Origin of the sequence: Mucilaginibacter pallidiroseus, assembly GCF_007846085.1 — a bacterium.
Taxonomy (GTDB): domain Bacteria; phylum Bacteroidota; class Bacteroidia; order Sphingobacteriales; family Sphingobacteriaceae; genus Mucilaginibacter; species Mucilaginibacter pallidiroseus.
In genome coordinates this window covers 141083-164927 of record NZ_VOEJ01000008.1, presented here as the reverse complement: position 1 = coordinate 164927, position 23845 = coordinate 141083, and the positions used below count along the sequence as shown (strand labels likewise).

Here is a 23845-nt window from a genome sequence, read left to right as displayed (position 1 = left end):
GTGTTCGGCTATGTAGTTTAGTTTAAAGGTATGTTACGGCTTTGGCCCCTGCTATCTGTGATATTTACACCGGCCATTGTTTGATCAATATTAAAAAATCTGCCGGATTGTGACAAGAACGACTGCCCATTATAAAATTCCTGCCTGGCAGATTTTCCGTTTTTATACTTTACAGTTGCATAGGCATCTAAAGGTTGCAGCTTTACGCTTTGTACCGGCTTTTTCAAACCAAATACTTTAAGCGGGCCACGGTATTGGCTTGCTGCCAGCAAATAGCCGCCCTTGGCGCTTTGCAACTTCACCAATGCTTTACCATTGCCGGGTATAAACAAGCCGCTCTGCAAAATGCTCATCGGTTTAAAGCCACCTTTGCCGTCGCCTTCCAATATAAGCCCGTTAAAAGCATCGTAGCGGCCGGTACTTACCTCGGTGCCGTAATCGTTGCCATTCAGGGCGATATCAAGGTTGCCATCACCGTCAAAGTCATCTATAACGATACCATTTAGCTGTGATATTTGAGCTTCGACGGGTAGTGGCACAAGCGTAAACTTGCCATGCCCATCATTACGCATATAAGCCGACTGCATGTCGGTTACTTTGAGCCTTATCGCATCCTTACGCATCTCAGGGGTTATTACGCTATCCATGGTTGCCGTAGCAAATGATTTGTAGTTTTGAAATTTGATACGCATGCTAATCATCTGCTTCACAATATCATCCCGCGTATGTGCCGGAAACTCCTGCAGTTTGCCTTGCTTGTCTTTCAAGAACAGGGACGGAAACGCATCATAGCTATCATTCTTATCAAAATCCTTGGCGGTTATGTACATGGGATACTGCTCGGACGCGCGATAAAAAGTATTTGTACCGCTGTTGCCAACTATGTAATCTATATCGCCATCGTGGTCGAAATCTCCGCCGGCGATGGTTGTCCATAAGCCAAACTGGTTGGCAATACCTGTAGTTGATGTTACATTTTTAAATACGCCTTTATCATTTTTCAAAACAGTAACCGGCATCCACTCACCTGTCATGATCAGGTCTGGCCAGCCGTCGTTGTCATAATCCGTAAACGAGGCATCGCATACCAAACCAACGTCTTTAAGTTCCTTTGCAACACTTGCAGTAACATCCGTAAACTTGGCTTTTCCGTTTTGGCTATCATTGCGCAAAATCATGCTCGACACCGGTTTAGGGTAACTCCATGGCTGCACCCTGCCAGATACAAACAGATCAAGCTTACCATCTTTGTTATAGTCAACAGCTTTTACGCATAGTTTGCTGGTATAGTTGGTTGGCAACGCATCAGCCTGTTGCTTAAAATTCCCTTTACCATCATTAAGGTAAAACCTGTCCAGATAGGCTGGTGTGCCGGGCTGCTGTTCATAACCACCGCTTGCGGCGTAAAGGTCAAGGTCGCCATCGCCATCAGCATCAAACAACAATAAGCCTTCATCTTTGCGCTTGTCGGCAGATGTAGAGGCGAGCGGCTTTTGCACAAACTTACCATTGGCTTGTTGTAAAAATAACTGTGCAGGATACTTGGATGTGCCGCCGACAATCATGTCATCAAAGCCGTCGCCGTTAACATCGCCCACAGCAATAGCAGGCGCAAATTCCGACAGTTTGTGCGGAATAAGTTTTTGGATATTAAAATCGGCAAAATCGTCGTCTTTGTGTATGTAATTGATACCAGCGTCGCGTGTCACTTCGGTAAATAATGACGACTTATTAACTACCGGCACACCAAAATTATAATCCTGGTTGGCGCTATTAACGTCTACCGTGAGTGTTTGGTCGGCCTTCACGTCAACAAGCTTTTGCTGTTTGCCGCCTGGCCATTTTATCACAACCGAATCGAGCTTGTTAACCGTGCCCAAGCCAAAGTGGGCAATATTCTGGATGGTTGAGAGATAACCCCTGAACGGCGTATTTTCATAAACCTGGTGCTTACCGCCATCGTAATAAATGTCGGCCCAGGCACCTATGCCGTTTTTATTTTGCGCACTGCCTTTAAACTTAATTTGAAGATAGTGATTAGCTGTTTCGCTCAGCTTACGCGAGTTGTTGCGGTAAATAAATGGCTCATCGTTGATATTATTAATAACCATATCCAGCGTGCCATCGTTATCCAAATCGGCATACGCGGCACCGTTAGAGAATGATGGGATATCCATTCCCCACAATTTTGATACATCCTCAAACTTTAGCTTGCCGGTATTGCGGAAAGCATAGTTAGGAATCTTAACTACAGGTATCTGATCAAGCACCTGCTTTTTACTTGCCAACTGATAAGAGTCGTTACGGAAAGCGATAAAATCATGGTCGGTAACATCGCGGGGGTAACCATTTGTAACCACTATATCCCTGTAACCGTCATTATCAAAATCGGTTATCATAGGCCCCCAACTCCAGTCGGTTTCGGCAACGCCGCCCATAAAACCTATCTCGGCAAATATCGGTGCGCCTATCGAGTCATTTTGGCCAAGACGCGGGCCCTGGTTAAGCTGTAGCGTGTTGCGATTATATTGGTATTGATAGCCATACCTGTCGAAATTTTGAAACAACTGGTATGAGGTGGCGGGCATAAACATCTTTTTACGATAGTTATCTTCCGGGTCCATGTCCAGCTCAAATACGTCGGCAAGGCCATCATTGTTGATGTCTTGAATATCCTGCCCCATAGCGCTGGTGGCAGTGTGTTTAAAATACTCCTGTGCCCTATCGGTAAATGTACCGTCGTGGTTGTTTATATACAGGATGTTATTAGGTAAAAAATCGTTTGTAACGTAAATATCTTTCCATCCATCGCGGTTAATATCTACAATGGTTGTGGCATGGCCATAACCTTCAATTAAAATTCCGGCCTCCTTTGATACGTTTGTATAAACCGGATGCTTAAGCGCCGGGTTGTAATCGTTACGGTAAAGCCTGCCCGTACTTTTTGCCGAGCCATCATGAGCAAGCGGCCTGAAAGAGCTTGTATTATCGGTATTTTGCGCCTCATTTACGGTAAGATACATATCCAGGTCGCCGTCGTTATCATAATCAAAGAATGACGCCATGGTTGAGTGTATGTTTATATTGAGTCCATACTCGGCAGACTGTTCTTTAAAAGACGGAACGCCATCTTTGCCTGCGCCCTGGTTAACGTATAAAAGGTTAAGGCGTTTAACAGAGTCCTGTAAGAGCGTATTACAAACATAAATATCAAGCAACCCATCGTTATTAATATCAACGACGGTTACACCCCTGCCCCAGCCACCTTTGCCTGCTACACCGGCCTGTTTGGTAACATCCTTAAATTGCATATTACCTTTGTTAAGATAAAGGCGGTTCGAAACAGCGTTACCAATAAAATAGATATCCTGTAAACCATCATTATTAAAATCGCCAATACCCACACCGCCGCCGTTGTAAATATTAAGTTTATCTAACGGGTTTATGGTATCGTTCTCTACAATTTCATTCTTAAAATCAATACCCGAATGCGAGGAAGGAATAAGCTCGAAAACGGTTTTGTTTTTACATGACGAAAGCGCTGCCAAAGCGGCAAGTACCGGCAATAGTAATCTTAGGGGTTTCATAATCAGTTAAAACAAATATAAAATAAAAAAGAGGGGAAGAATACCTCTCCCCCTCTTTTTTGGTATAAAAAGGCGGTTATTAATAACCGTCGTTTTGTTTGATGTTACCTTTGGTAATATCGATTTGTGTTTGTGGCACAGGGTAGATCTCGTGCTTGCCAGAAATGAATTTGGCAGATTTGATCAACTCGATAGGGAAGTTAGGAACAGCATTTTCGTGAGCTAAGTAAGAGTTGATCTCATTAGCCATGAAGCCTGCGCCCATAACGCCACCAAAGCGGCCATCCCAACGTTGCAAGTCAAAGAAACGGTGACCTTCCATAGCCAATTCAAGCCTGCGCTCAAACTGAACTGCTGTACGTGCATAAGTACGGCCGTTTAAAGTAAACTGACCTGTGTACAAACCTACTTTGTAATTAGCAGCAGGTGTAGTAGTGAAACCGTTTGTAGGGTTGCTTGCATCAACATAAGTATGTACCCACCCGGTTGGATCTGCAGCACGTTGACGAACGCGGTTTACGTAACCTTCGGCAGTAGCCAATTCGCCAGCTTCAACAGCGCACTCAGCAGCCCATAGCAATACGTCAGAGAAACGGATAGCGTTGTAGCTTACTGCAGTTGACTGGTTTGGAGCCCAACCACCGTAAGTATCAGAAGTAGTTGCCTGATCTGCTTTACGATATACGTTTTTGATTGGGATGTACGGACCACTGTTAACCTGGTCACGTGCCCATGATGCACCCGGCATTAAGCCCCAGTCAAGGTACGGAATACCACGACGGCCTACTGTCCAGTCTAAACGTGAGTCAACCGCATCAGTAGCAGGGGTAAATGCAGTACCTGCAGCCACACCCTGGTCATTTTTAAGATCCGAGTTGTTATAAGTAGTAAACAACGGTAATCCTGTAACAGCGTCAACTTTAAATGCGTTAACCAAGCTGAATGATGGGGTGTAGAAGCCGCAGCAAGTAGCAGGGCCAGCAGATGGGAAGTTCAACACATCACCACCGTTACCATTTAAGCCATTTGCACCGTCACCAATTGATGATTGCACCACAAATACAGCTTCTTTACCGTTTTTAGTAAGCGGGTTAAAGTTGTCGTTAAACTTACCCAAGTCATACTTTGTACCGGCAGCGTTTGTACCGTTTGCTATAATATCTTTAAGGATAGTATAAGCATCAGGATACTTATGATCAAACATAAGCGCCTTTGCCTGGAAAGCTTTAGCTGCCCATTTGTTTGCACGGCCGATTTGCGGCTGTGTGCCCGGAAGGTCTGCCGCGGCTGCTGCAAAATCAGCAGCTATTTTGTCCCAGATAGGGCCAGGGTTACCTACGTTATAGTTACCGTTATCATAAGTGATGGTTTCATCAGCGTATGGTACGTTGCGCCAAAGTTTAGCCAACTCCATGTGATAGAAACCACGCAGGAAACGAGCCTCGGCCACCATAACCTTTGCCTGGTCGGCAGTGATAGAACCATCTTTTACCAATGGCAATTCCCTGATAACGTCATTTGCGCGTTGTACGCCATTGTACATTACCAACCATTTTGGGTTAAGGTAGCCGTTGTTACCTGTAGCTGTAAAGCTTTCGATAGCAGCAGCACCAGGCTGGTCGCCCGGAGTTGAACCTTTGTGAGCATCTGTACCGGCAACACCGCCAAATACCCAGTTATTGGTTGTTGAGGTCCATGGGTCGGCAGGGCCGTTATTTAATACCCCGTCAACCAAAGCGTAAGCACCTATCAGCAAGCCGTCAACACCTGCTTTATTGGCCAATACGTCTTTATTTAATGATCCTTGCGGAGTAAAATCCAGGAATTTTTTACATGATGTATATCCAGAGAGCGCTAACAAAATAGCTCCGGGAATTATCAGTTTATTTTTGAGATTTTTCATGAATTCAAATTTTTTGATTGGTTAAAAAGATAAGTTAACACCCAGTATGTATCTTTTTTCGTTGTTTGGATAGTTACCGTAGTCAATACCTAACGAGTTACCGTTGCTACCGTTGGTGTTACCTGCTTGTACCTCTGGGTCTAAGCCGGTGTATTTAGTAACAGTGAACAGGTTGGTACCTTGGATGTAGGCGTGTAACCTTTTAACACCAAGTTTTGATAGTATCGAAGCACCAAAGTCATAACCAATTTGTAAAGTACGCAGTTTAAGGAACGAACCGTTCTCAACATAGAATGAGTTAACAGCAGCATCTGTACTGAAAGTACTTACGGCCTCAGCTTTAGGAGCTTTAGGATTTAAGTTTGTTGGGCTCCAGGCGTTATACAACAAATCGTTGCTCTTGTTACCTGTTAATGAGCTGTAGAAGTGTGTCCAGTATTTGGTGTAGTTAAACACATCGTTACCTTGCGAACCGTAGAATACTGCAGTAAAGTCAAAGCCTTTGTAAGCAGCGCTTAAGTTCAAGCCATAAGTAAAGTCTGGGTTAGGGTTACCTAATACAGTACGGTCAGCGTCAGATATTACACCGTCGCCGTTTGTATCCTGGTATTTGAAACGACCAGGAGCAGCTTGATCCTGAGTAGGTGAAGCAGCTACATCAGCAGCATCGCGGAAGTAACCAGCAACTTTGTAACCGTAGAAAGCACCGATAGGAGAACCTACTTGCTGGTAAACGATGTTACCTATACGTGAACCTGCGTTAAAGAAGTTTGTATTTAACTCAGTGATTTTGTTTTTGTAAGTAGTGATGTTAACACCAACGTTGTAAGTGAAATCTGCAGACGGTTTACCGTGGTAAGTAAATGCAGCCTCGATACCTTGGTTAGTTACCGAACCTACGTTAACAATCGGCTCCGTAGCACCACCCACTGTTGCAGGTAAGGTTACACCGAAAAGTAGATCTGAAGAGGTTTTTTTGAAGTACTCTAAGCTCATGTCGAATTTACCGCCCATGATAGATGCATCAAAACCTACGTTGGCAACTTTATCTTTTTCCCATGAAGTGGCTAAGTTACCAAAACGTTGAGCGAAGAAACCTGTTGCAGGGTTAGTGATACCACCGCCAATAGCGTAGTAAGAACCACCCGGATCAGATGCGAAAGTATTGAAAGCGTTATCGCCCCTTACGTTTGCGTTAAAACCGGATACACCGTAGCTACCACGGATTTTCAAGTCAGTTAACCACTCAACTGTTTTCAGGAAATCTTCCTGAGAAGCACGCCATGCCAAAGACACAGACGGGAATGATCCCCATTTACGTCCCGGAGCAAAAGCTGAGAAACCATCACGACGGATTGTTGCACCTAAGATGTATCGATCATTAAAGATGTAATCTAAACGGGCAAATACCGACTGAGTTTGGGTAGGCTGGCTATTTGGATCAACACCGCCTGTTAATACCCTGTTTGCAGTTACGTTGCTTAAGTTAGCGTAGTTGGGATCAACAGAGAAAAGGTTTGTACCAGAACCTTCGATAAAACGGTTGCGGTATTCTTTTTGCTCGTAACCGGCTAACACTTTAACGTTGTGCTTACCAACAATTTTAGAGTAAGTTAAGATGTTTGACCAGTTGTAGTTGGTGTAGTATCTTGAATTTTGTAAAAAGCCATTGTTACTTGTGTGCGACTCGCCATTTTCATAAGTGTTGTAGCGAATTTCCTGGTAGTACTGGCTGTTGATTGAACCGTTGATGCTTGTACGAGCTGTGAAGTTTTTAAGGAAATCAACTTCGGCAAATGCAGAACCAACGATGTTAAATGACTGGAATTTGTTTGTACCACGGCGCTGTGCAATTGCAACAGGGTTATTGGCATTACCTAACTGAGTAGGGCCAGCCCAGGTACCACCGTAGTTACCGCCGATATCATAAACCGGGATTTGTGGCTGGATACGGTAAGTGTAAGAGATAGGGTTACCTTCATCGTTATTTAAGATGCTACCCGGCGACTCATTGTAATAGATCTGAGCGTTTTCGCCGATACGGAAGAAATCTTTGATGTTGAAGGTTGTGTTGATACGAGCCTGGTACCTTTTGAAGTAGCTATCAATTAAAGTACCGCGTTGATTTAAATAACCTAACGAGAAGAAGTATGAGTTTTTATCGTTTGCACCGCTACCAGATATAGTATGGCTTTGCATTGGTGCAGGTTTAAATACTTCGTGGAACCAATCTGTACCGGCACCGTTGTTAAATTTCTGGATAAGGTAATCGTTGTTAGGATTTTGCGGATCGAAACGGTAAAGAGATGGGTTAACCGCTGCAGCACCTTCATTAGCCACACCTTTAGCAGCCGGAAGGTTTGAACCTGCCTGGTAACCGTAATCAGCAATTTTACCGTTGATCAACAATGGGTTAGTTGGGTCAACCTGTGCTAATAATTTACCATAATCGGCACCGTTAAGTACGTTCCAAACGTTACCACCTAATGGGCGCTGAGTACCGTAGTAAGCATCATAAGTAAATACAGATTTACCTACTTTACCTTTTTTGGTAGTGATCACAACAACACCGTTACCACCCGCAATACCGTAGATAGCGGTAGCACCAGCATCTTTCAGTACCGACATCGATTCGATATCGTTAGGGTTAACGTCGTTCATGTTGTTGGTTTGAACACCATCAATAACGTAAAGTGGCTGTGAGTTTGCAAAGTTACCAATACCACGTACATACACCTGGCTTGAAGATCCAGGCTGGCCGTTTGTTACCACAGTAACACCCGATGCCTGACCTTGCAATAACTGGTCAGAGCTTGCAGTTGGTAATTTTGTAGCAGCGCCAACGTCAACCGTGGCAACCGCACCGGAAATGTCCTTTTTACGTTGCGAGGTGTAGCCGGTAACTACTACTTCGTTCAACGAGTTGCTGCCGGCCTGTAAAACAACGTTAATTGTTTCGCTGGCGCCTACAGTAACTTCCTGCGTGGTGTAACCAATGTACGATACAACCAGAACGTCGCCGGCTTTTACAGAAATACTGTAAGTACCGTTAACATCTGTTTGCGTACCAATGGTAGTGCCCTTAATACGCACACTGGCTCCAACTACGGGCAGCTTGTCGTCGCTGCCGGTAATTTTACCGGTGTGTTTTGTTTGAGCATAAACTACCAATGAAGAAACCATGCAGCACAGAAGCAGGCAAAGCGTTCTTCCTTTAAGGAGTAAACTTTTAAACATGAGATTGAGATTTAGTTGATTAATATATTTGATTTAAGATCCTATTTCAATGTCATTATATGGCACCGGGCGGGCATAACCAACGGATTAAATACTGATATATTTTTTTCACGACGGGTTGAGAAGGCCCGGCGGCTGACAGAAAAGTCAAGAAGAAAAAAATGTAAAAGTTTAATCATATAGTTACACTAACGCCAAAAATTAAATTCGGTATAAGCAACCCAGCAGGCTTTATACTTCGGCCTGAGTGGGATATCATTTTATTAAAATTTGTTACTCTACTGGTTTATAGTAAAGGTTTATAATTGGTAATGCCCTAATATAAATAGAGTGTATAGGTTACACAAGCGTGATTTATAGAATTATGAATTATTTATTATCGGCTTATTATTATAACGAAATTCATAAATAATTACGGCGTTAAAATATAAGTTGTAATGGCAGTGCGCCAATCAATATAAAGTTTACAATGTAACAGCGCGGTTACAAAGCGCTATTTTGATATAAATAATGGCTTTGGCACTTTTAATAATTCCTATTACCTGACCTGCTGCCTTTTTTTTGAAAATCAATGTTCATAGTGAGTTAACATTTAACCTCACAATCCATCAATTGTTAAATTCTCGTTAACAACCTGTTATGTTGATAAGTGTGCGTTTGTGGAAAACACGAATACCGCCAATTCAAGTTCAGCGAATTACACTAACCCTAAAAATCTAAACGAAAAATGCCCTGGCGGTAAGCCAGGGCATTTTCTGTATTAAAAAATATAAATGTTTTAGCGCTCATTCATTCCCAAAATCACTACTTAGCCCAGTTTACTCGCCCTGTTTTAACGTCAGAACTACTTGTACCAACCTGTATAATAAAGTCGCCGGCTTCCCAGTCATACTTTAATTGGCTATTGTAAAATTTAAGCTGGGCCGGTGTGATATTAAAGGTAACATCTTTCCTTTCGCCGGGCTGAAAATTCAATTTCTGGAAGCCTTTAAGTTCCTTAACGGGGCGGGCTATGCTTGCAGCAGGGTCGCCTATATATAACTGCACTACTTCTTCGCCTGCGTAACCGCCGGTGTTGGTTACCGTTACCGTAGCTTGCAAAGTTTCGTTACCCTTAAGTTTGGTTTTGCTTAAACGCAGGTTGGTGTAACTAAACTTGGTATAGCTTAAGCCATAACCAAATGGGTACAACGGATCGTTACTTATATCCAGATAAACCGACTTAAACTTAGCCGGGCCATCTGTGTAAGGCCTGCCTGTGTTAAGGTGGTTATAATATAAAGGTATTTGCCCTACACTGCGCGGAAACGTGGTGGTTAACTTACCCGATGGGTTATAATTGCCAAACAACACCTCACCTACTGCATTACCAGCTTCAGTACCTGGTGCCCATACATCTAAAATTGCCGATGCATGCTCGTTCTCCCATGTCAAGGTGAGCGGTCTGCCGTTAAATAACACTATAACAAGTGGCTTACCCAACTTGGCAAGTTCTTTTAACATCCGCTGCTGGCTCTCAGGGATGCTGATATCTGCACGGCTTGATGATTCGCCACTCATACTTTGCGACTCGCCAACTACCGCTACAATTACGTCAGATTTTTTAGCTGCTTTCACAGCCTCTTCCAGCAAATCGTCTGATGATCTTTTATCTATAGATACCATTTGCTGGCCAAAAAAGTTAAGCCTTGCCATAAATGCGGTATCCTCGGTAATATTAGCACCCTTTGCGTACGTAATTTGCGAACTGTTGCCCACAACGTTTTTAATACCCTCAAGCACACTTACAGATTTTTCCCATTCGCCTGCAATAACCCAGGTACCCAGCATATCGCGCTTATTATCGGCCAGCGGGCCAACAACCGCTATTTTGGAGTTTGCTTTTTTAAGAGGCAGTACCTGGTTGTCATTCTTCAGCAATACAAAAGAGTGCTCGGCAGTAGTGCGTGCAGCCTTGCGGTTAGCTTCAGACATGGGTTCGCTTTTTTCCCTTGCAGGATCAAGCGATTTGTATGGATTAGCAAAAAGCCCCAATTTATATTTGGCTTCCAAAACACGACGGCAGGCAAGGTCGATCTCTGCCTGGGTGATCTTTTTCTCCTGTAACGACTTTTTCAAGGTGCTTAAAAATCCTTCGCCCACCATATCCATATCCAGGCCCGCTTTGAGCGCCAGGGCAGATACAGTTTGCAAATCTCCAAGGCCATGGTTGGTAACCTCATTAAGTGCTGTATAGTCAGACACCACAAAACCTTTAAAGCCCCACTGCTTGCGCAGCAAATCGGTAAGCAACCAACGATTAACCGTTGCAGGCACACCGTCAACAACGTTAAACGAACTCATGAAGCTGCCTGCGCCGGCGTCAACAGCTGCTTTGTAAGGTGGCATATAATAATTATACATAGCTACCTTGCTCATATCAGCAGTATTGTATTCACGACCGGCCTCTGCGGCACCGTATAAGGCGAAGTGCTTTACGCACGCCATAACGGCATCTGCATCGGTCATGCTTTTACCCTGGTAACCCTTAACCATGGCCTGGGCAACCTGCCCGCCGTACCATGGATCTTCGCCGCTACCTTCAGATATACGGCCCCAGCGGGCATCGCGTGCAATATCAACCATGGGCGAAAACACCCAGTTCAAACCTTCGGCTGTAGCTTCGCGCGCGGCAATGCGTGCTGATTGTTCTATAAGGCCCATATCCCACGTGGTGGATATACCCAGTGGAATTGGGAAAATAGTGCGGTGCCCGTGTATCACATCCAAACCAAAAATCAACGGAATTTTAAACCGCGAATTTTTAATGGCCAGTTCTTGCATTTCGCGCACCTGTTGGGTACCATACAAACCAAAAATGCCACCTATAGCGCCTTTTTTAAGATTTGCCTCTACCCCATTATTGGTAACAGTGCCCGTTATAGCCATACCGCTCGTTATCAGGTTTAGCTGCCCTATTTTTTCATCGAGGGTCATCTTTTTCATGATATCGCCAATAAAAGCGTTCATTTTTGCGTCGGGGTTAGCTTTTTGTGCCTTGGCCGAATTGAACGGCAATACAAAAAGTGCTGCTGTAGCTACGCAAACGGCATTTTTGAGGGTAAATATTGTTTTCATCAATAACAGGGAATATTTATGGCAACCACTATTTTATTAAAATAATGAGCTTTTATGTATTAAAATAATTTAAAGTTATTATAATTGGGCATAACCACCCTTTATTAAAGGTGTAATTGGTACACAATTGTAGATATTAAATTTAAACATTCAAAGCATTTTTTTGCACTATAAATAATGTTAACAAAGGAGCAACTGGAAACTTTATGGGCCGAAGCAGACGAGATTTATCTGAACAATATTTCTATTGACTGTGTTGTGTTTGGCTTTCACGAAGGTGTGATGAAAGTTTTAATGCTCAAGAGTAATAATGAAGATGCCTGGTTACTGCCCGGCGGCTTTGTAAGGAAGCTCGAACCAATTGACGTATCGGCCAATCGCATATTGAAGGAGCGTACAGGGCTCGATGAAATATTTTTGAAACAGTTTCATGTTTTTGGCGACCCCGACCGTACCAAACTTCATAATGAAATGTACAGGGATATGCTGCCTGCGAAAAAAAACTTTTTCGACCGCAGGTTTATATCGATAGGTTATTACGCGCTGGTTGATTTTGTGAACGCTAATCCTACACCGGACGTGTTTTCTGAGGTATGCACCTGGCAGGATATAAATGACCTGCCACCCTTTCAGTTGGATCATGAGCTGATATTTAAAACAGCTTTAGACACCTTGAGGCTGCAATTAAATTATCAGCCAATTGGTTATAACCTGATGCCGCGGGAATTTACCATGCCCGAGCTGCAAAAGTTATATGAAACCATACTTGGCAAAAAGTTGGACAGGCGTAATTTTCAACGCCGTATGTTGGGCTTTGGCATACTTAACAAGCTGGAAGAAACACGCAAAGGCGGTGCGCACAAAGCCCCTTACTTGTATGAGTTTAATCTTGAACATTACCAGGCAGCGCTGGACGGTGGCCTGAGTGGCGGCTGGTAATTACAGCAACGTTAATTTAATCTATTGAGATTTACCTTAAATCAACTACTTCCACACCGGGATAGCTCTTTTTATTGAAGGCAAATGTAGCATCAGTAGCTTTGTAATTTGGCGTGAACGTTCGCAGCGTATAAGTGTACTTGCTGCCGTTCCTGTCAAATATCTGGGCGCTGTAAAGTTGATTTTTCACCTTATCAACCATTAGCCTTACTTTGAAATAAGAGGATTTTTCGTTTTCGGGGCTAAGGTCAACTACCTGGTAAACTTTGCCTGATATCTTTTGAGTGCCTGTATATAGGTATTTATATCCTTTCTCATATATAGTGAACAATTTGGCAGGGTTAAAAGCCTCTTCGCTGTTATCAGCATCGGCTACTTGCACCTCGTTCGCATCTTTCAAAAAAGTCCATTGGCTTTTGCCATCACTAATAATTTCCTGGGATAACGCCTTACCACCAGCCTTATAAACGCTCACTTTATATTTATTGGTTTTTGAGCGCGTAATGAGCGTACCTGTCTGCGTTTGGTTAACGCCCGCCTGCGGATTGTCAATCGTTAATGTAAAGTCGGTTTTTACAGCATCATAGGTACGGTATTGCTTGCTTAGCTTATTCAGGATGGTTTTGGCGTCGGCATCCTTTTGGGCAAACGCGTTTACTGCAATGGCCGAGAATAATATATATATAAGAAATTTTTTCATGCTGTTACAAAGGTTAAAACACAAGCAATAACCACTATTGCGTATAATGGTTTAGAGTGATGTAACTTAAATAAGTTTAATCGCGTGGTTTTTGTAACGATTCGAGGTGGCGCTCCAGGCTGTACTCGTCAGGATATAACACGTCGCGGGCCTTACTGCCTTCAAACGGGCCAACGATACCGGCTGCTTCCAACTGGTCGATAATACGACCGGCACGGTTGTAACCCAGCTTCATTTTACGCTGTATCAACGATGTTGATCCCTGCTGGTGCAATACTATCAGGCGGGCTGCATCCTCAAACATCGGATCGCGGTCGTCCGGGTCGTACTCTTTGGTACTGCTGGCCTCACCGTCGCCAACATACTCGGGCAGGTACATGGCGGTTGCGTAGCCGCGTTGGTTGCCAATAAAATCAGATATCTTTTCAACTTCCGGCGTATCTACAAAAGCGCACTGCAAACGTATCAAATCGCTGCCTGTAGATAGCAGCATATCTCCCCTACCAATCAACTGGTCGGCACCGCCTGCATCTAAAATGGTTCGCGAATCTATCTTCGATAATACCCTGAACGCCAGTCGTGACGGGAAGTTAGCCTTTATTGTACCTGTAATTATATTTACCGACGGCCTTTGCGTAGCAATCACCAAATGGATACCTACCGCACGGGCAAGTTGTGCAATACGGGCAATAGGTTGTTCAACCTCCTTACCAGCCGTCATCATCAAATCGGCAAACTCATCAATTACCAATACGATGAATGGCAGGTAACGATGCTTTTCGGGGTCGCTTATTTTGCGGTTAACAAACTTGGTATTGTATTCTTTTAAGTTACGCACCTGTGCATCTTTCAACAGATCATAACGCTGATCCATCTCGATACAAAGCGAGTTAAGGGTATTAACTACCTTTTTGGTATCGGTAATAATAGCGTCGCCATCATCGGGCAGTTTTGCCAAAAAGTGTCTTTCTATTTTGCGGAACAGCGTAAGCTCAACCTTTTTAGGGTCAACCAAAACAAATTTAAGCTCGGCAGGGTGCTTTTTATATAATAACGATACAAGTAAGGCATTAATACCAACCGACTTACCCTGACCCGTAGCACCTGCAACCAACAAGTGCGGCATCTTTGCCAAATCGGCTATAAATACCTCATTTGATATGGTTTTGCCCAAGGCAATTGGCAGGTCCATTGTATTGTTCTGCCATTTTTCGGTAGCAAGCACCGAGCGCATAGACACCATTTCGGGATGCTGGTTTGGCACCTCGATACCTATGGTACCCTTACCCGGCATTGGTGCTATGATACGGATACCCAAAGCGGCCAGGCTTAGTGCGATATCATCCTCCAGGTTTTTGATTTTGGAAATACGCACCCCGGGAGCCGGAATAATCTCATATAAAGTTACTGTTGGCCCGATGGTAGCTTTGATCTTATCGATCTCGATATTGTAATGATTAAGCGTTTCAACAATCTTGTTTTTATTGGCTTCGAGCTCATCACTATTTACCGATATTTTATTCGAGCCATAATTTTCAAGTAAATCAAGCGGCGGATATTTGTACGAGGATAGCTCAAGCTTGTGGTCGTAAGTACCAAACTGCTCAACCAATGATTTGGCTTTCGTATCGTCGTCCTTCTCAATATTCATCACCGGGGTTGGCCTCGCAACGTCAATAGTAAGCGGAATTTCGTTGTCCTCCTCAGGCTCGGTAAGCATTACATTCTCTGCTGCCATTACAGGCGTAGGATCGGGCGTTAATACAACAGGTTCATGAAAAACGGGCGCAGGTATCAACGGCTCTTGCTTTAACCTTTCGGTAGGTGTAACAGGTGCGGGCACATCGTTTACCGGCACGCGCGAACGGTTACCTGTTCGTGGCCATTCAACCGGGAGTGATATCTCTTCATCTTCCATATCAACCGGCTCGGGCGTTACGGCTGCCACTGCGTCCATTGCTGCCGTACGCTCTTTGCGTTGCGGTAGTTTAAAGTCGATGTTGTATGCAATAATGAGTACTGTAAGCGCGGCGAAAATCAATATGCCGCCTACTCCGGCCTGCCCTACCTGGGCGCTAAGCAGGCGGTTTGTCCAAAAGCCAAACTCACCTTCTAAAAAGTGCGGGTAATCAATAACAAAGGCATGCATAAAGCCAATGGCTACCGATAAAAATATCAGCCCAAAAAGGCAATAGGCCAGCATTTTACTAACCGAGAAAAGCCTTATTTTAAACAGCAGCCTGTAACCTATTGTAAAGAATACAAAAACGAAGATAAAAGAGGCCACGCCGAACCACTCGTAGATAAACTGGTTGGATAATAAGGCACCAAACTTGCCAAGCCAGTTATCAACCATTGGGTTGGCAACGCCATTGTCAATCAGTTCTTTACTGGTTTTAAACAGGTTACTCCAGCCGCCATTGGCTTTTGAAACGTAGCTTTGGTCTTGCTGCCAGGTAAATAAATAAGAGGTGAAAGCAATAAGGAAAAATACCGACAGCACCAGAAAGAACAACCCAACTATCTTGATAACGCGACCGTCGCGCAAGTCGAACAAGGGGATGCGTTCAACTATCTGTTTTACCGGCCTTTGCTTTTCTGCCCTGCCAGTGGTTTTACCCGGCTGATTCTCGTCTCTAAAGCTGTTTGATCTGAATTGATTTCCTTTAACCGGCATCCTGCGCTGTCCTTTTTTGCAAATATAAAGTTATTAGATTAAACAGATATTTTTAAATTTTAAGTAACATTACTATCATGTGTGCAGACCATAATACCTGCCATCTCTGCAAAAAGTTCAACAACGCAGGTATCCCTAAAGGCCTTTAAACCCTGATGTAGATCTTATTTTTATCGAGCAGTTTGCCCACCAACCAGCACAGCAGCATGTAGCTAACAGCAAATAATAGTGAGCCGATTGCGCCCGGCACAGCAGCCTGGAAAATGGTTTGATTTATCCAGTCGAAAAAGCTTTTGTTACCTACAGGTATCATCCAGAAAGCGATGACCAAAATCTCTGACAGGATATAAATAGCTAACGGATTTTTACCAACGGTGGTGAAGAAGCCCGTCCAGTTGGCGCCATTGAGTTTGCGGATCTCCACTATATAAATAAGTGCCGAGATAATAACCAGATCCAAACCTACAGTGAGCAGGGTAAATGGGCTCGACCATAATTTTTTACCTATCGGGAACCACATGTTCCACACCCAGGCGGTAAATAACAACAATGCGCCAATTAACATCAGGTGAGCGATAGCCTCGAACGTTTTGCCTTTTTGTTGTATGTAGCGCCCGGCAAAATAGCCGCATATAACATTTACAATTGCCGGCAAAGTGCTTAAAATACCTTCAGGGTCAAATGCTACTTTTTCGCCGTGGTAAAGATGGCCCTCACCCAAAACAAACTTATCAAAATAGGTACCTGCGTTGGTAAGCATGCCATAGGGTGCAGCAGCATCGCCGTAAGTAAGCAGCAAAACCTGGTAGCCAACCAACAATATTATACTGATGATGATAATTGTACGCTCGGATTTTATAAAGTAAACGAGTAATGATGCAAACAGGTAACACAAGGCTATCCGTTGTAGTACGCCCATTACGCGCGTTGTGGCAAAAGGCTTAAACTCCCAGGCGCCATTGCGCAGCTCGAAAAACGGAAACCAATACATTAAATACCCGATCAGGAAAATGATAAAGGCCCTTTTTAATATCCTGTAGAGCACCTGCCCGGTGGCAAGACTGTCAAACTTTTTGCTGGTGAAGCTCATGGCGTTACCCACGGCAAATAGGAAAGACGGAAAAACAAGATCTGTGGGGGTAAAGCCAAACCAGTCGGCATGTAACAGCGGGGCAAAGGGTGTGGCACCGCTACCTGGTGTATTTACAATGATCATGAAACAGATTGTCATGCCGCGAAATACATCCAGCGAAAGGAACCTTTCAGGTTTTTGGCTCATATCAATAAAGTATAATTAGGTTTTATTAGCTGCGAGACAGTGCCCCACATTCTGATTTTAAAGCTATTAAAAAGTTTTTTAATTATTTTAAGAAGTTATTATAAATGTTGATGGAGTGTCGGATGGCTAAGCCTGATGCCTCCTCTGTGTCATGTTGAGCTTGTCGAAACATTAGCCGCTTTACCGAGTCTTCGACATGATCAGGCTGAAGCCAATTAAATTAGATTGGTCATGCCAATTCCTTTCAGCATCCCATCGTACCAGGCTGATGGGATGCCGATATACATCGGCATGTCCCTTACGCTTTAATGAGACAAATCGTAAGTTCCGATTTATCCCACCCAAACACCGCCATGTCATTCTTTTAACTATATCAATTAAAATTTCAATAGCCCTGCCATAATTCCTATTTTTGGTTTCCATGCTTACGCCAACAAATCATACGCTTGAGAAACTCGAACTGCTGCTAAAATCGGCCGGATATAGGGTGAGGTATGAGAAAGGTAACTTTAAAACCAATGCCTGCCTGCTGCAAAGCAGCAAGATGATTGTGGTAAATAAGTTTTCAAATCTGGAAAGCAAGATAGCGGCCATTGCCGACCTTGCCCGTACGCTTGAAATAGATTATAAATTGCTTGACGATAAACAGGCTGCATTTTTACACCAGATAAAACAAACCCAACTGCAGCTGTGACGATAACTTTTTTAGGAACGGGAACATCACAGGGCGTACCTGTTATTGCCTGCGGATGCGAAGTTTGTACCTCGACGGATGCACGCGATAAGCGCCTGCGCACTTCTATTTTAATTGAGGCTGAAGATAAAACGGTGGTTATCGATTCGGGCCCCGATTTTAGGTACCAGATGCTGCGTGCAAACGTAAAACATCTTGATGCCATTGTTTTTACGCATGAGCACAAGGATCACGTTGCCGGCATGGATGATATCCGCGCGTTTAATTATAAGCAACAGGGCGCGGTAGATATCTATGCCGACGAACGCGTGCAATTAGCCTTGCACCGGGAGTTCCCCTATATTTTTGAAAATTATAAGTATCCGGGCATTCCGCAAATCGACCTGCATCTGATTGGTACCGAACCTTTCGATATTGGTAGCATAAGCTTTACCCCTATCCAGGTAATGCACTATAAATTGCCAATACTCGGTTTCAGGATAAAAGATTTTACTTACATCACTGATGCTAAAACAGTTTCGGAGGCCGAGAAAGATAAAATTCGTGGATCGAAAATTTTGGTCATCAATGCACTGCAAATAGACACGCACATATCACATTTTACGCTTGAAGAAGCTATTGCCTTTGCGCAGGATCTTGGTGCCGACGAAACCTATTTTACCCACATCGGCCACCGCATGGGCAAGCACCAGGATATTGACCCGGAGCTGCCACAGGGTATTTTTTTAGCTTACGATGGTTTAAAGCTGGAAATTTAAGCTTTGTTCTCATCCAAACCGCGGCCTGTTTTATGCTGCAGTTCGTCAATCCGTTTCGAGGCATCGGCTTTGCTCAATGTTTCGTCAAATTCTTCGCCGGCTTCGTCAGACAGGGTTTTAAGGTATGAATGCTGCGCACCTGTCATGGGTTCATTGCCGGTTGTCCACTCATCGGGGTCTTTTACCGTATTTGAACCGTTTATGCCATTATCAAAATCGTCGTTTGGTTTATTTTCTGTAGTTGCCATATCTTAACTTTTATTTTAACAACCCTCCAGAAAGCTAATTGTTTTAGCATTCAGTTATCTACATCGGCTTCGTTTACAACCCTTATGTGTTGCGTGCCCGTAACAATTTACAATAGCTTATTACCCGCATAATTTGTATTGATTATTTTTGCTGCATGATAAAAAAGCACGTTGTACTGCTACTCCTTCTCTCGCTTGTATTTAGGGCATTTGCGCAAACAACTGTTGACACCACCCAACAAATTGTACCCGGCCGCATAAACAGCGCCGAACAACAAAAAAAGCCATATGTAATTTTAATTTCGGCAGATGGCTTCAGGCATGATTTTGCTAAGAAGTACAATGCACAAAATTTGCAGCGACTTGGCGCAGAGGGTGTTACTGCCAAAGCCATGATTCCGTCATATCCATCTGTTACCTTTCCAAACCATTATGCAATAGTATCGGGCCTGTATCCTTCGCACTCGGGCCTGGTAAACAATACGTTTTACGACCGCGCCCGTAACGACAGGTACTCGATGAGTGCCAAGGCTAAAGTTGCCGATGGTACTTGGTATGGCGGTTCGCCGCTTTGGGTATTGGCCGAGCAGCAAAAAATGCTGTCGGCAAGCTTTTTCTGGGTGGCATCAGAGGCAACTATCAAGGGCATAAAGCCAACTTACTACTATATCTATAACGAGAAAACTACGCTGCAAACACGCATAAACGCCGTGGTGGAATGGCTAAACCTGCCTGCCGTACAACGCCCACATTTTATCACCTTTTACTTCCCGGAGGTTGACCATGCTGCACACAAATACGGCCCCGAATCTCCGGAAACGGAGTACGAAGTGCATTTTATAGATTCGGCCGTTAACGCCCTGCAGAAGGCCGTAAAAACCACCGGCTTAAAAAACGTGAACTATGTCTTTGTGTCGGACCATGGCATGACCCGCGTAGACAACGAAAATACCATAAGCGTCCCTGCATCCATAGATACCTCAAAGTTCGTGGTATCGGGCGATGGCATATTGGTTGAGCTTTATGCTAAGGATAAAAAACACGTTCCATCCACCTATGAAGCCTTAAAAAAAGAAGCGCAGAATTACAAGGTATACACCAAGGCAACCGTACCGGCACACCTGCATTATGGCATCGCAGATGATTGGCATAACCGCATTGGCGACATATTACTGATACCCGATTATCCTAAAGTATTCAACCTCAATAATCGTAAAAGGACCAATCCGGGATGGCACGGGTACGACCCTGCATTAGTACCCGACATGAACGCCAGCTTTTTGGCTTGGGGACCTGCATTTAAAAAACGCCTGGTTATTGAGCCGTTTAAAAACGTTGATGTGTTTAACCTGGTTGCAAACATCCTGGGTATAAAACACACCGATAAAATTGACGGGACTGATGAGTTAGCAAAAAAGATCTTGATAAAAAAGACGAGGAAGTAAGCAGCAGTTTAATTTAATTGCCTTTCATAATAAACAATGGTATGATAACGTCATATTTGCCGGCAAACATTCCTAATTGTTGATGAAGCTACTTCGCATACTTTTTATTTTAATGCTCTTAAGTCCTGCTATTACCTTTGCGCAGGACACGACAGTATTGGTGCAGCAAGCGCGGCGCTTTGCGAATGCCAGTTTCAGGAACGACCAGCCGACTATCATAAAAATGACTTACCCACCTCTTGTTGAAATGGCAGGCGGCGATTTGATGATGCAAAAGTCCATTAATGATAAATTGGAGCAACTGCACAAGCAGGGTATCACCAAGGTTGATGGCAGCATTGGCCCGGCAGGCAGTTTCCATAACGCAGGCGAAGAAATACATTCACTACTGCCCGAAGATATTACGCTACGCGTTAAAGGCGGCGTATACAAAAGCCGATCATACCTGTTAGCCATCAGCAAAAATGGAGGCAAAAACTGGTGGTTTATGGATGTAGGCAATATGCCGCAAAATATATTATACAGGTTGGTACCGGCTTTGAGTCCCGAAATTAAGATACCCGCCGCTACCCCGCCCGTTTTTGTAGCAGATCAGCCTTAAGTAAAATCCTGCATGGCATTTCAGAGCTATCAATTAAAGTTTTAGCTTTGATGAACACCACCTGCAAACTGGTGTTTAAAGTATATGCCACAGCCGCTTCCAAAAAAGATATTAGCACGTAAGGATGAAATAACAGCTGATTTTATGGCAGCTATTGAAAAGCACCTGGACGATGTTGTAAAGGAGCGCGTTGTAAACATGTTCGAGATACGCGATTTTGCCGAACTGCTGTTTATACACCCTACTCATTTAAGCAACACCATAAAGTTAACCACGGGCCACTCGCCCTGCTACTTTGTTGAGGCCCGTATCATGGACATAGCCCGCGACATGATCCAGCAAAACATCCCCATCAATCGCGTGGCAGCCATATTAACTTTCGATCCATCAAACTTTACCAAATTTTTTAAGCGCTTCCAGGGTGTAACGCCCAAGCAGTACCGTGAAAGCCTCTACGAGGTGGTGGGCTAATACATGATGCCTTTGGGCTACCCCAAACCGGTTTTTAAAAAGTTTTTACTATCTTAAGCCCACATCGTGTACTGTACTATGAAAATAAGGAACATCTTAATTGAATCACTTCTAATTTTACTCGGAATACTCTCGGCAGGAATGGGCCTGAAGGGATTTTTATTGCCCAGCCATTTTATTGATGGTGGTGTAACCGGTATATCAATACTGGTTGCCGATCTTACACATGTTCCTCTTTCTGTCCTGATCTTTGTGATTAATGTACCGTTTTTAATATTAGGCTACCGCAAACTGGGGATGGGCTTTGCGCTTAAAAGCGCCGCAGCCATTGGAGGCCTCTCGCTTGCACTTGCGTTTATGCACTTCCCCGATGTTACGCCCGACAAGCTGCTTACAGCCGTGTTTGGCGGTGTATTTATAGGTGCGGGCATAGGCATGGCCATTCGTGGTGGTGCAGTGCTGGACGGAACCGAAATTGCCGCCCTGCTGGTTAGTAAAAAAACGCAGGTAGTGCGTGTAAGTGATGTAATTTTGATACTTAACGTAGTAATATTTGGCGTGGCTGTATTTCAGCTTGGTGTTGAAAAAGCCTTATACTCTATCCTAACTTACCTCTCGGCCTCAAAAATGATTGATTTTATTTTGAACGGTCTTGAGCAATACACCGGCATAACCATTATATCTGCCAAAGGCGAGGAAATCCGCTTGGCTGTTACCCAAAAGCTTGGCCGTGGTGTAACCGTGTACCAGGGCAAAAGTGGCTATGGAAAAGACGGCCACATCAACGCCCCTCGCGAAATTATATTTACGGTGGCTACCCGCCTGGAGGTGCCGCTCATAAAACGTGAAGTGCTTAAGATTGACCCGGCAGCTTTTATTGTTCAGCAAAGTGTTGATGACACTACCGGTGGTTTACTGAAGCGTAAAAAGCACTAAGCGTTTGGCGTAATCTTTGCAACCCTGGGCTAAACCAAACACATGCCCGAAGGCCCAAGCATACTTATACTCAAGGAAAAGACCCAGCAGTTTAAAGGCCAAAAAATTACCGAAGCCAGTTGCAACAACAATGCTATTGATGCTGATTTACTCATTGGCAAAACCATTATAAATTTCAAATCTTGGGGCAAGCATTTTTTAATATGCTTTCCTGAGTTTACCGTACGCATCCACATGATGATGTTTGGTACCTACCGCATCAATGAGCATACAACCAAACCGCCACGCCTGCACCTATTATTCAGTAATGATACCGAGCTTAACTTTTACGCCTGCCAGTTGCAGTTGATTGAGCAACCGCTCGACGAAATTTACGATTGGGAGGCTGATATTATGAGTGATGTCTGGAACAGCAAAAAAGCCATCAAAAAAATGCTGGACGAGCCTGAGCTATTAGCTTGCGATGCGCTCATGGACCAGCAAATCTTTTCGGGCGTGGGAAATATTATTAAAAACGAAGTGCTGTTTAGGTCGCGTATTCATCCGCTCAGTCTTGTGAGTGCTATTCCTAATAAAAAGTTGAAGGAGATGATTGACGAAGCTATCAAGTATAGCTACGAGTTTTTTGAGCAGCGAAAGCAGGGCACCTTAAGTAAGCACTGGCAGGCTTATCATCAAAAGGAGTGTCCGCGAAATCATGTACCGTTCATTCGTAAGGATACCGGTCGCTCACATCGTACAAGTTTTTACTGCGAAAAGTGCCAAAAGATGTATAAGTAGCGTTTATTAGGTCTTGATTAGGCTGACTAATAGTTGTTTAAAACATAATTAATGTCATTGCGAGCGATAGCGTGGCAATCTCGTCGCTTACCTATGAACGCGAGGTGATTGCCACGTCGCTACGCTCCTCGCAAAGACATAGATGAGTGCTACGAAAGACTGACGGACTCCTAATAATCTTGTTATGAGTGCTACTTTAATAGGAGTGCATATACATACAATTGAATACGAAACAGAAACCAATCCATTTTATGGTTGTTACGCTATCAAACTAATAACAAAACCATGAAAACTATAACCACCACCGGCGACCCAAATACTTTAAATTCGGTAAGGGTGCCTAAAACACAGGAGTTTCACGATCACGAAGAAGTACGCATCGAATCGACAGATCAAAACAGCCACGTTATACGCACTATTTTCAGAGTGGTTGATGCCGGCGAAGATAAATGGGAACTGCAGTTTGATTAATC

Annotated in this window: 17 protein-coding genes; 9 read left to right on the top strand and 8 right to left on the bottom strand. The window is 43.9% G+C overall.

Annotation, left to right across the window (positions count from 1 at the left end; genetic code table 11):
• Positions 1-17 precede the first annotated feature (17 nt).
• The 4 genes from FPZ43_RS16290 to bglX all read right to left on the bottom strand — a co-directional run bounded on the left by FPZ43_RS16290 (position 18) and on the right by bglX (position 11844).
• The gene (locus tag FPZ43_RS16290; protein ID WP_146382995.1) at positions 18-3587 is read right to left on the bottom strand and encodes an FG-GAP-like repeat-containing protein; all 3570 of its coding nucleotides are present in this window, start codon (positions 3585-3587) and stop codon (positions 18-20) included.
• Between the two features lie 79 nt (positions 3588-3666).
• Positions 3667-5490, bottom strand: a complete 1824-nt coding sequence (locus tag FPZ43_RS16285; RefSeq protein WP_146382994.1) for a RagB/SusD family nutrient uptake outer membrane protein — start codon at positions 5488-5490, stop codon at positions 3667-3669.
• Between the two features lie 21 nt (positions 5491-5511).
• Entirely contained in the window at positions 5512-8727 is a 3216-nt protein-coding gene (locus FPZ43_RS16280; RefSeq protein WP_222430989.1) for a SusC/RagA family TonB-linked outer membrane protein, read from the bottom strand.
• Positions 8728-9531: 804 nt separating this feature from the next.
• Complete coding sequence (bglX, locus tag FPZ43_RS16275) at positions 9532-11844, bottom strand: beta-glucosidase BglX (RefSeq protein WP_146382993.1); 2313 nt, start codon at positions 11842-11844, stop codon at positions 9532-9534.
• A 177-nt stretch (positions 11845-12021) separates the two neighbouring features.
• Between bglX and FPZ43_RS16270 the strand changes: the two genes are divergently transcribed.
• Positions 12022-12783, top strand: coding sequence for an NUDIX hydrolase (locus FPZ43_RS16270; RefSeq protein WP_146382992.1), 762 nt, complete (start codon positions 12022-12024; stop codon positions 12781-12783).
• Between the two features lie 31 nt (positions 12784-12814).
• Here FPZ43_RS16270 and FPZ43_RS16265 read toward each other — a convergent pair whose 3' ends face one another.
• The 3 genes from FPZ43_RS16265 to FPZ43_RS16255 form a co-directional block, all read right to left on the bottom strand.
• Positions 12815-13483, bottom strand: a complete 669-nt coding sequence (locus FPZ43_RS16265; RefSeq protein ID WP_146382991.1) for a LolA family protein — start codon at positions 13481-13483, stop codon at positions 12815-12817.
• A 76-nt stretch (positions 13484-13559) separates the two neighbouring features.
• Complete coding sequence (locus FPZ43_RS16260; RefSeq protein ID WP_146382990.1) at positions 13560-16160, bottom strand: FtsK/SpoIIIE family DNA translocase; 2601 nt, start codon at positions 16158-16160, stop codon at positions 13560-13562.
• A 145-nt stretch (positions 16161-16305) separates the two neighbouring features.
• Complete coding sequence (locus FPZ43_RS16255; RefSeq protein ID WP_146382989.1) at positions 16306-17439, bottom strand: acyltransferase family protein; 1134 nt, start codon at positions 17437-17439, stop codon at positions 16306-16308.
• A gap of 421 nt (positions 17440-17860) precedes the next feature.
• On the opposite strand from FPZ43_RS16255, the gene FPZ43_RS16250 reads away from it, so the two are divergent.
• Together FPZ43_RS16250 and FPZ43_RS16245 are read left to right on the top strand one after the other, a co-directional pair.
• Positions 17861-18133, top strand: a complete 273-nt coding sequence (locus FPZ43_RS16250; RefSeq protein WP_146382988.1) for a hypothetical protein — start codon at positions 17861-17863, stop codon at positions 18131-18133.
• A complete protein-coding gene (locus tag FPZ43_RS16245) occupies positions 18130-18891 on the top strand; it encodes an MBL fold metallo-hydrolase (protein WP_146382987.1) in 762 nt (253 codons plus the stop codon). The genes FPZ43_RS16250 and FPZ43_RS16245 overlap by 4 nt, the downstream gene beginning before the upstream one ends.
• On the opposite strand, the gene FPZ43_RS16240 is transcribed toward FPZ43_RS16245, so the two are convergent.
• Complete coding sequence (locus FPZ43_RS16240; protein ID WP_146382986.1) at positions 18888-19139, bottom strand: DUF3072 domain-containing protein; 252 nt, start codon at positions 19137-19139, stop codon at positions 18888-18890. The genes FPZ43_RS16245 and FPZ43_RS16240 overlap by 4 nt on opposite strands.
• A gap of 155 nt (positions 19140-19294) precedes the next feature.
• Here FPZ43_RS16240 and FPZ43_RS16235 point away from each other — a divergent pair, with 155 nt between their 5' ends.
• From FPZ43_RS16235 to FPZ43_RS16210, 6 genes are all read left to right on the top strand, one after another.
• Positions 19295-20584: an alkaline phosphatase family protein gene (locus tag FPZ43_RS16235; protein ID WP_146382985.1), complete on the top strand. Its 1290-nt coding sequence runs from the start codon at positions 19295-19297 to the stop codon at positions 20582-20584.
• A gap of 112 nt (positions 20585-20696) precedes the next feature.
• Positions 20697-21185 (top strand): hypothetical protein, encoded by a 489-nt coding sequence (locus tag FPZ43_RS16230; RefSeq protein ID WP_146382984.1) that lies wholly within the window; start codon positions 20697-20699, stop codon positions 21183-21185.
• Between the two features lie 84 nt (positions 21186-21269).
• Entirely contained in the window at positions 21270-21656 is a 387-nt protein-coding gene (locus FPZ43_RS16225) for a helix-turn-helix domain-containing protein (protein WP_146382983.1), read from the top strand.
• A gap of 78 nt (positions 21657-21734) precedes the next feature.
• A complete protein-coding gene (locus tag FPZ43_RS16220) occupies positions 21735-22592 on the top strand; it encodes a YitT family protein (RefSeq protein ID WP_146382982.1) in 858 nt (285 codons plus the stop codon).
• A gap of 42 nt (positions 22593-22634) precedes the next feature.
• The gene (locus FPZ43_RS16215; protein ID WP_146382981.1) at positions 22635-23372 is read left to right on the top strand and encodes a DNA-formamidopyrimidine glycosylase family protein; all 738 of its coding nucleotides are present in this window, start codon (positions 22635-22637) and stop codon (positions 23370-23372) included.
• A 285-nt stretch (positions 23373-23657) separates the two neighbouring features.
• The gene (locus tag FPZ43_RS16210) at positions 23658-23843 is read left to right on the top strand and encodes a hypothetical protein (RefSeq protein WP_146382980.1); all 186 of its coding nucleotides are present in this window, start codon (positions 23658-23660) and stop codon (positions 23841-23843) included.
• Positions 23844-23845 lie beyond the last annotated feature (2 nt).

Bases quoted from the DNA above. Each gene is read 5' to 3' on its own strand.
- FPZ43_RS16230 (WP_146382984.1), top strand. From the start codon at position 20,697: ATGCTCTTAAGTCCTGCTATTACCTTTGCGCAGGACACGACAGTATTG.
- FPZ43_RS16250 (WP_146382988.1), top strand. From the start codon at position 17,861: ATGCTTACGCCAACAAATCATACGCTTGAGAAACTCGAACTGCTGCTA.
- FPZ43_RS16270 (WP_146382992.1), top strand. From the start codon at position 12,022: ATGTTAACAAAGGAGCAACTGGAAACTTTATGGGCCGAAGCAGACGAG.
- FPZ43_RS16285 (WP_146382994.1), bottom strand. From the start codon at position 5,490: ATGAAAAATCTCAAAAATAAACTGATAATTCCCGGAGCTATTTTGTTA.
- FPZ43_RS16280 (WP_222430989.1), bottom strand. From the start codon at position 8,727: ATGTTTAAAAGTTTACTCCTTAAAGGAAGAACGCTTTGCCTGCTTCTG.
- FPZ43_RS16215 (WP_146382981.1), top strand. From the start codon at position 22,635: ATGCCCGAAGGCCCAAGCATACTTATACTCAAGGAAAAGACCCAGCAG.
- FPZ43_RS16265 (WP_146382991.1), bottom strand. From the start codon at position 13,483: ATGAAAAAATTTCTTATATATATATTATTCTCGGCCATTGCAGTAAAC.
- FPZ43_RS16210 (WP_146382980.1), top strand. From the start codon at position 23,658: ATGAAAACTATAACCACCACCGGCGACCCAAATACTTTAAATTCGGTA.
- bglX (WP_146382993.1), bottom strand. From the start codon at position 11,844: ATGAAAACAATATTTACCCTCAAAAATGCCGTTTGCGTAGCTACAGCA.
- FPZ43_RS16220 (WP_146382982.1), top strand. From the start codon at position 21,735: ATGAAAATAAGGAACATCTTAATTGAATCACTTCTAATTTTACTCGGA.
- FPZ43_RS16235 (WP_146382985.1), top strand. From the start codon at position 19,295: ATGATAAAAAAGCACGTTGTACTGCTACTCCTTCTCTCGCTTGTATTT.
- FPZ43_RS16240 (WP_146382986.1), bottom strand. From the start codon at position 19,139: ATGGCAACTACAGAAAATAAACCAAACGACGATTTTGATAATGGCATA.
- FPZ43_RS16260 (WP_146382990.1), bottom strand. From the start codon at position 16,160: ATGCCGGTTAAAGGAAATCAATTCAGATCAAACAGCTTTAGAGACGAG.
- FPZ43_RS16225 (WP_146382983.1), top strand. From the start codon at position 21,270: ATGCCACAGCCGCTTCCAAAAAAGATATTAGCACGTAAGGATGAAATA.
- FPZ43_RS16255 (WP_146382989.1), bottom strand. From the start codon at position 17,439: ATGAGCCAAAAACCTGAAAGGTTCCTTTCGCTGGATGTATTTCGCGGC.
- FPZ43_RS16290 (WP_146382995.1), bottom strand. From the start codon at position 3,587: ATGAAACCCCTAAGATTACTATTGCCGGTACTTGCCGCTTTGGCAGCG.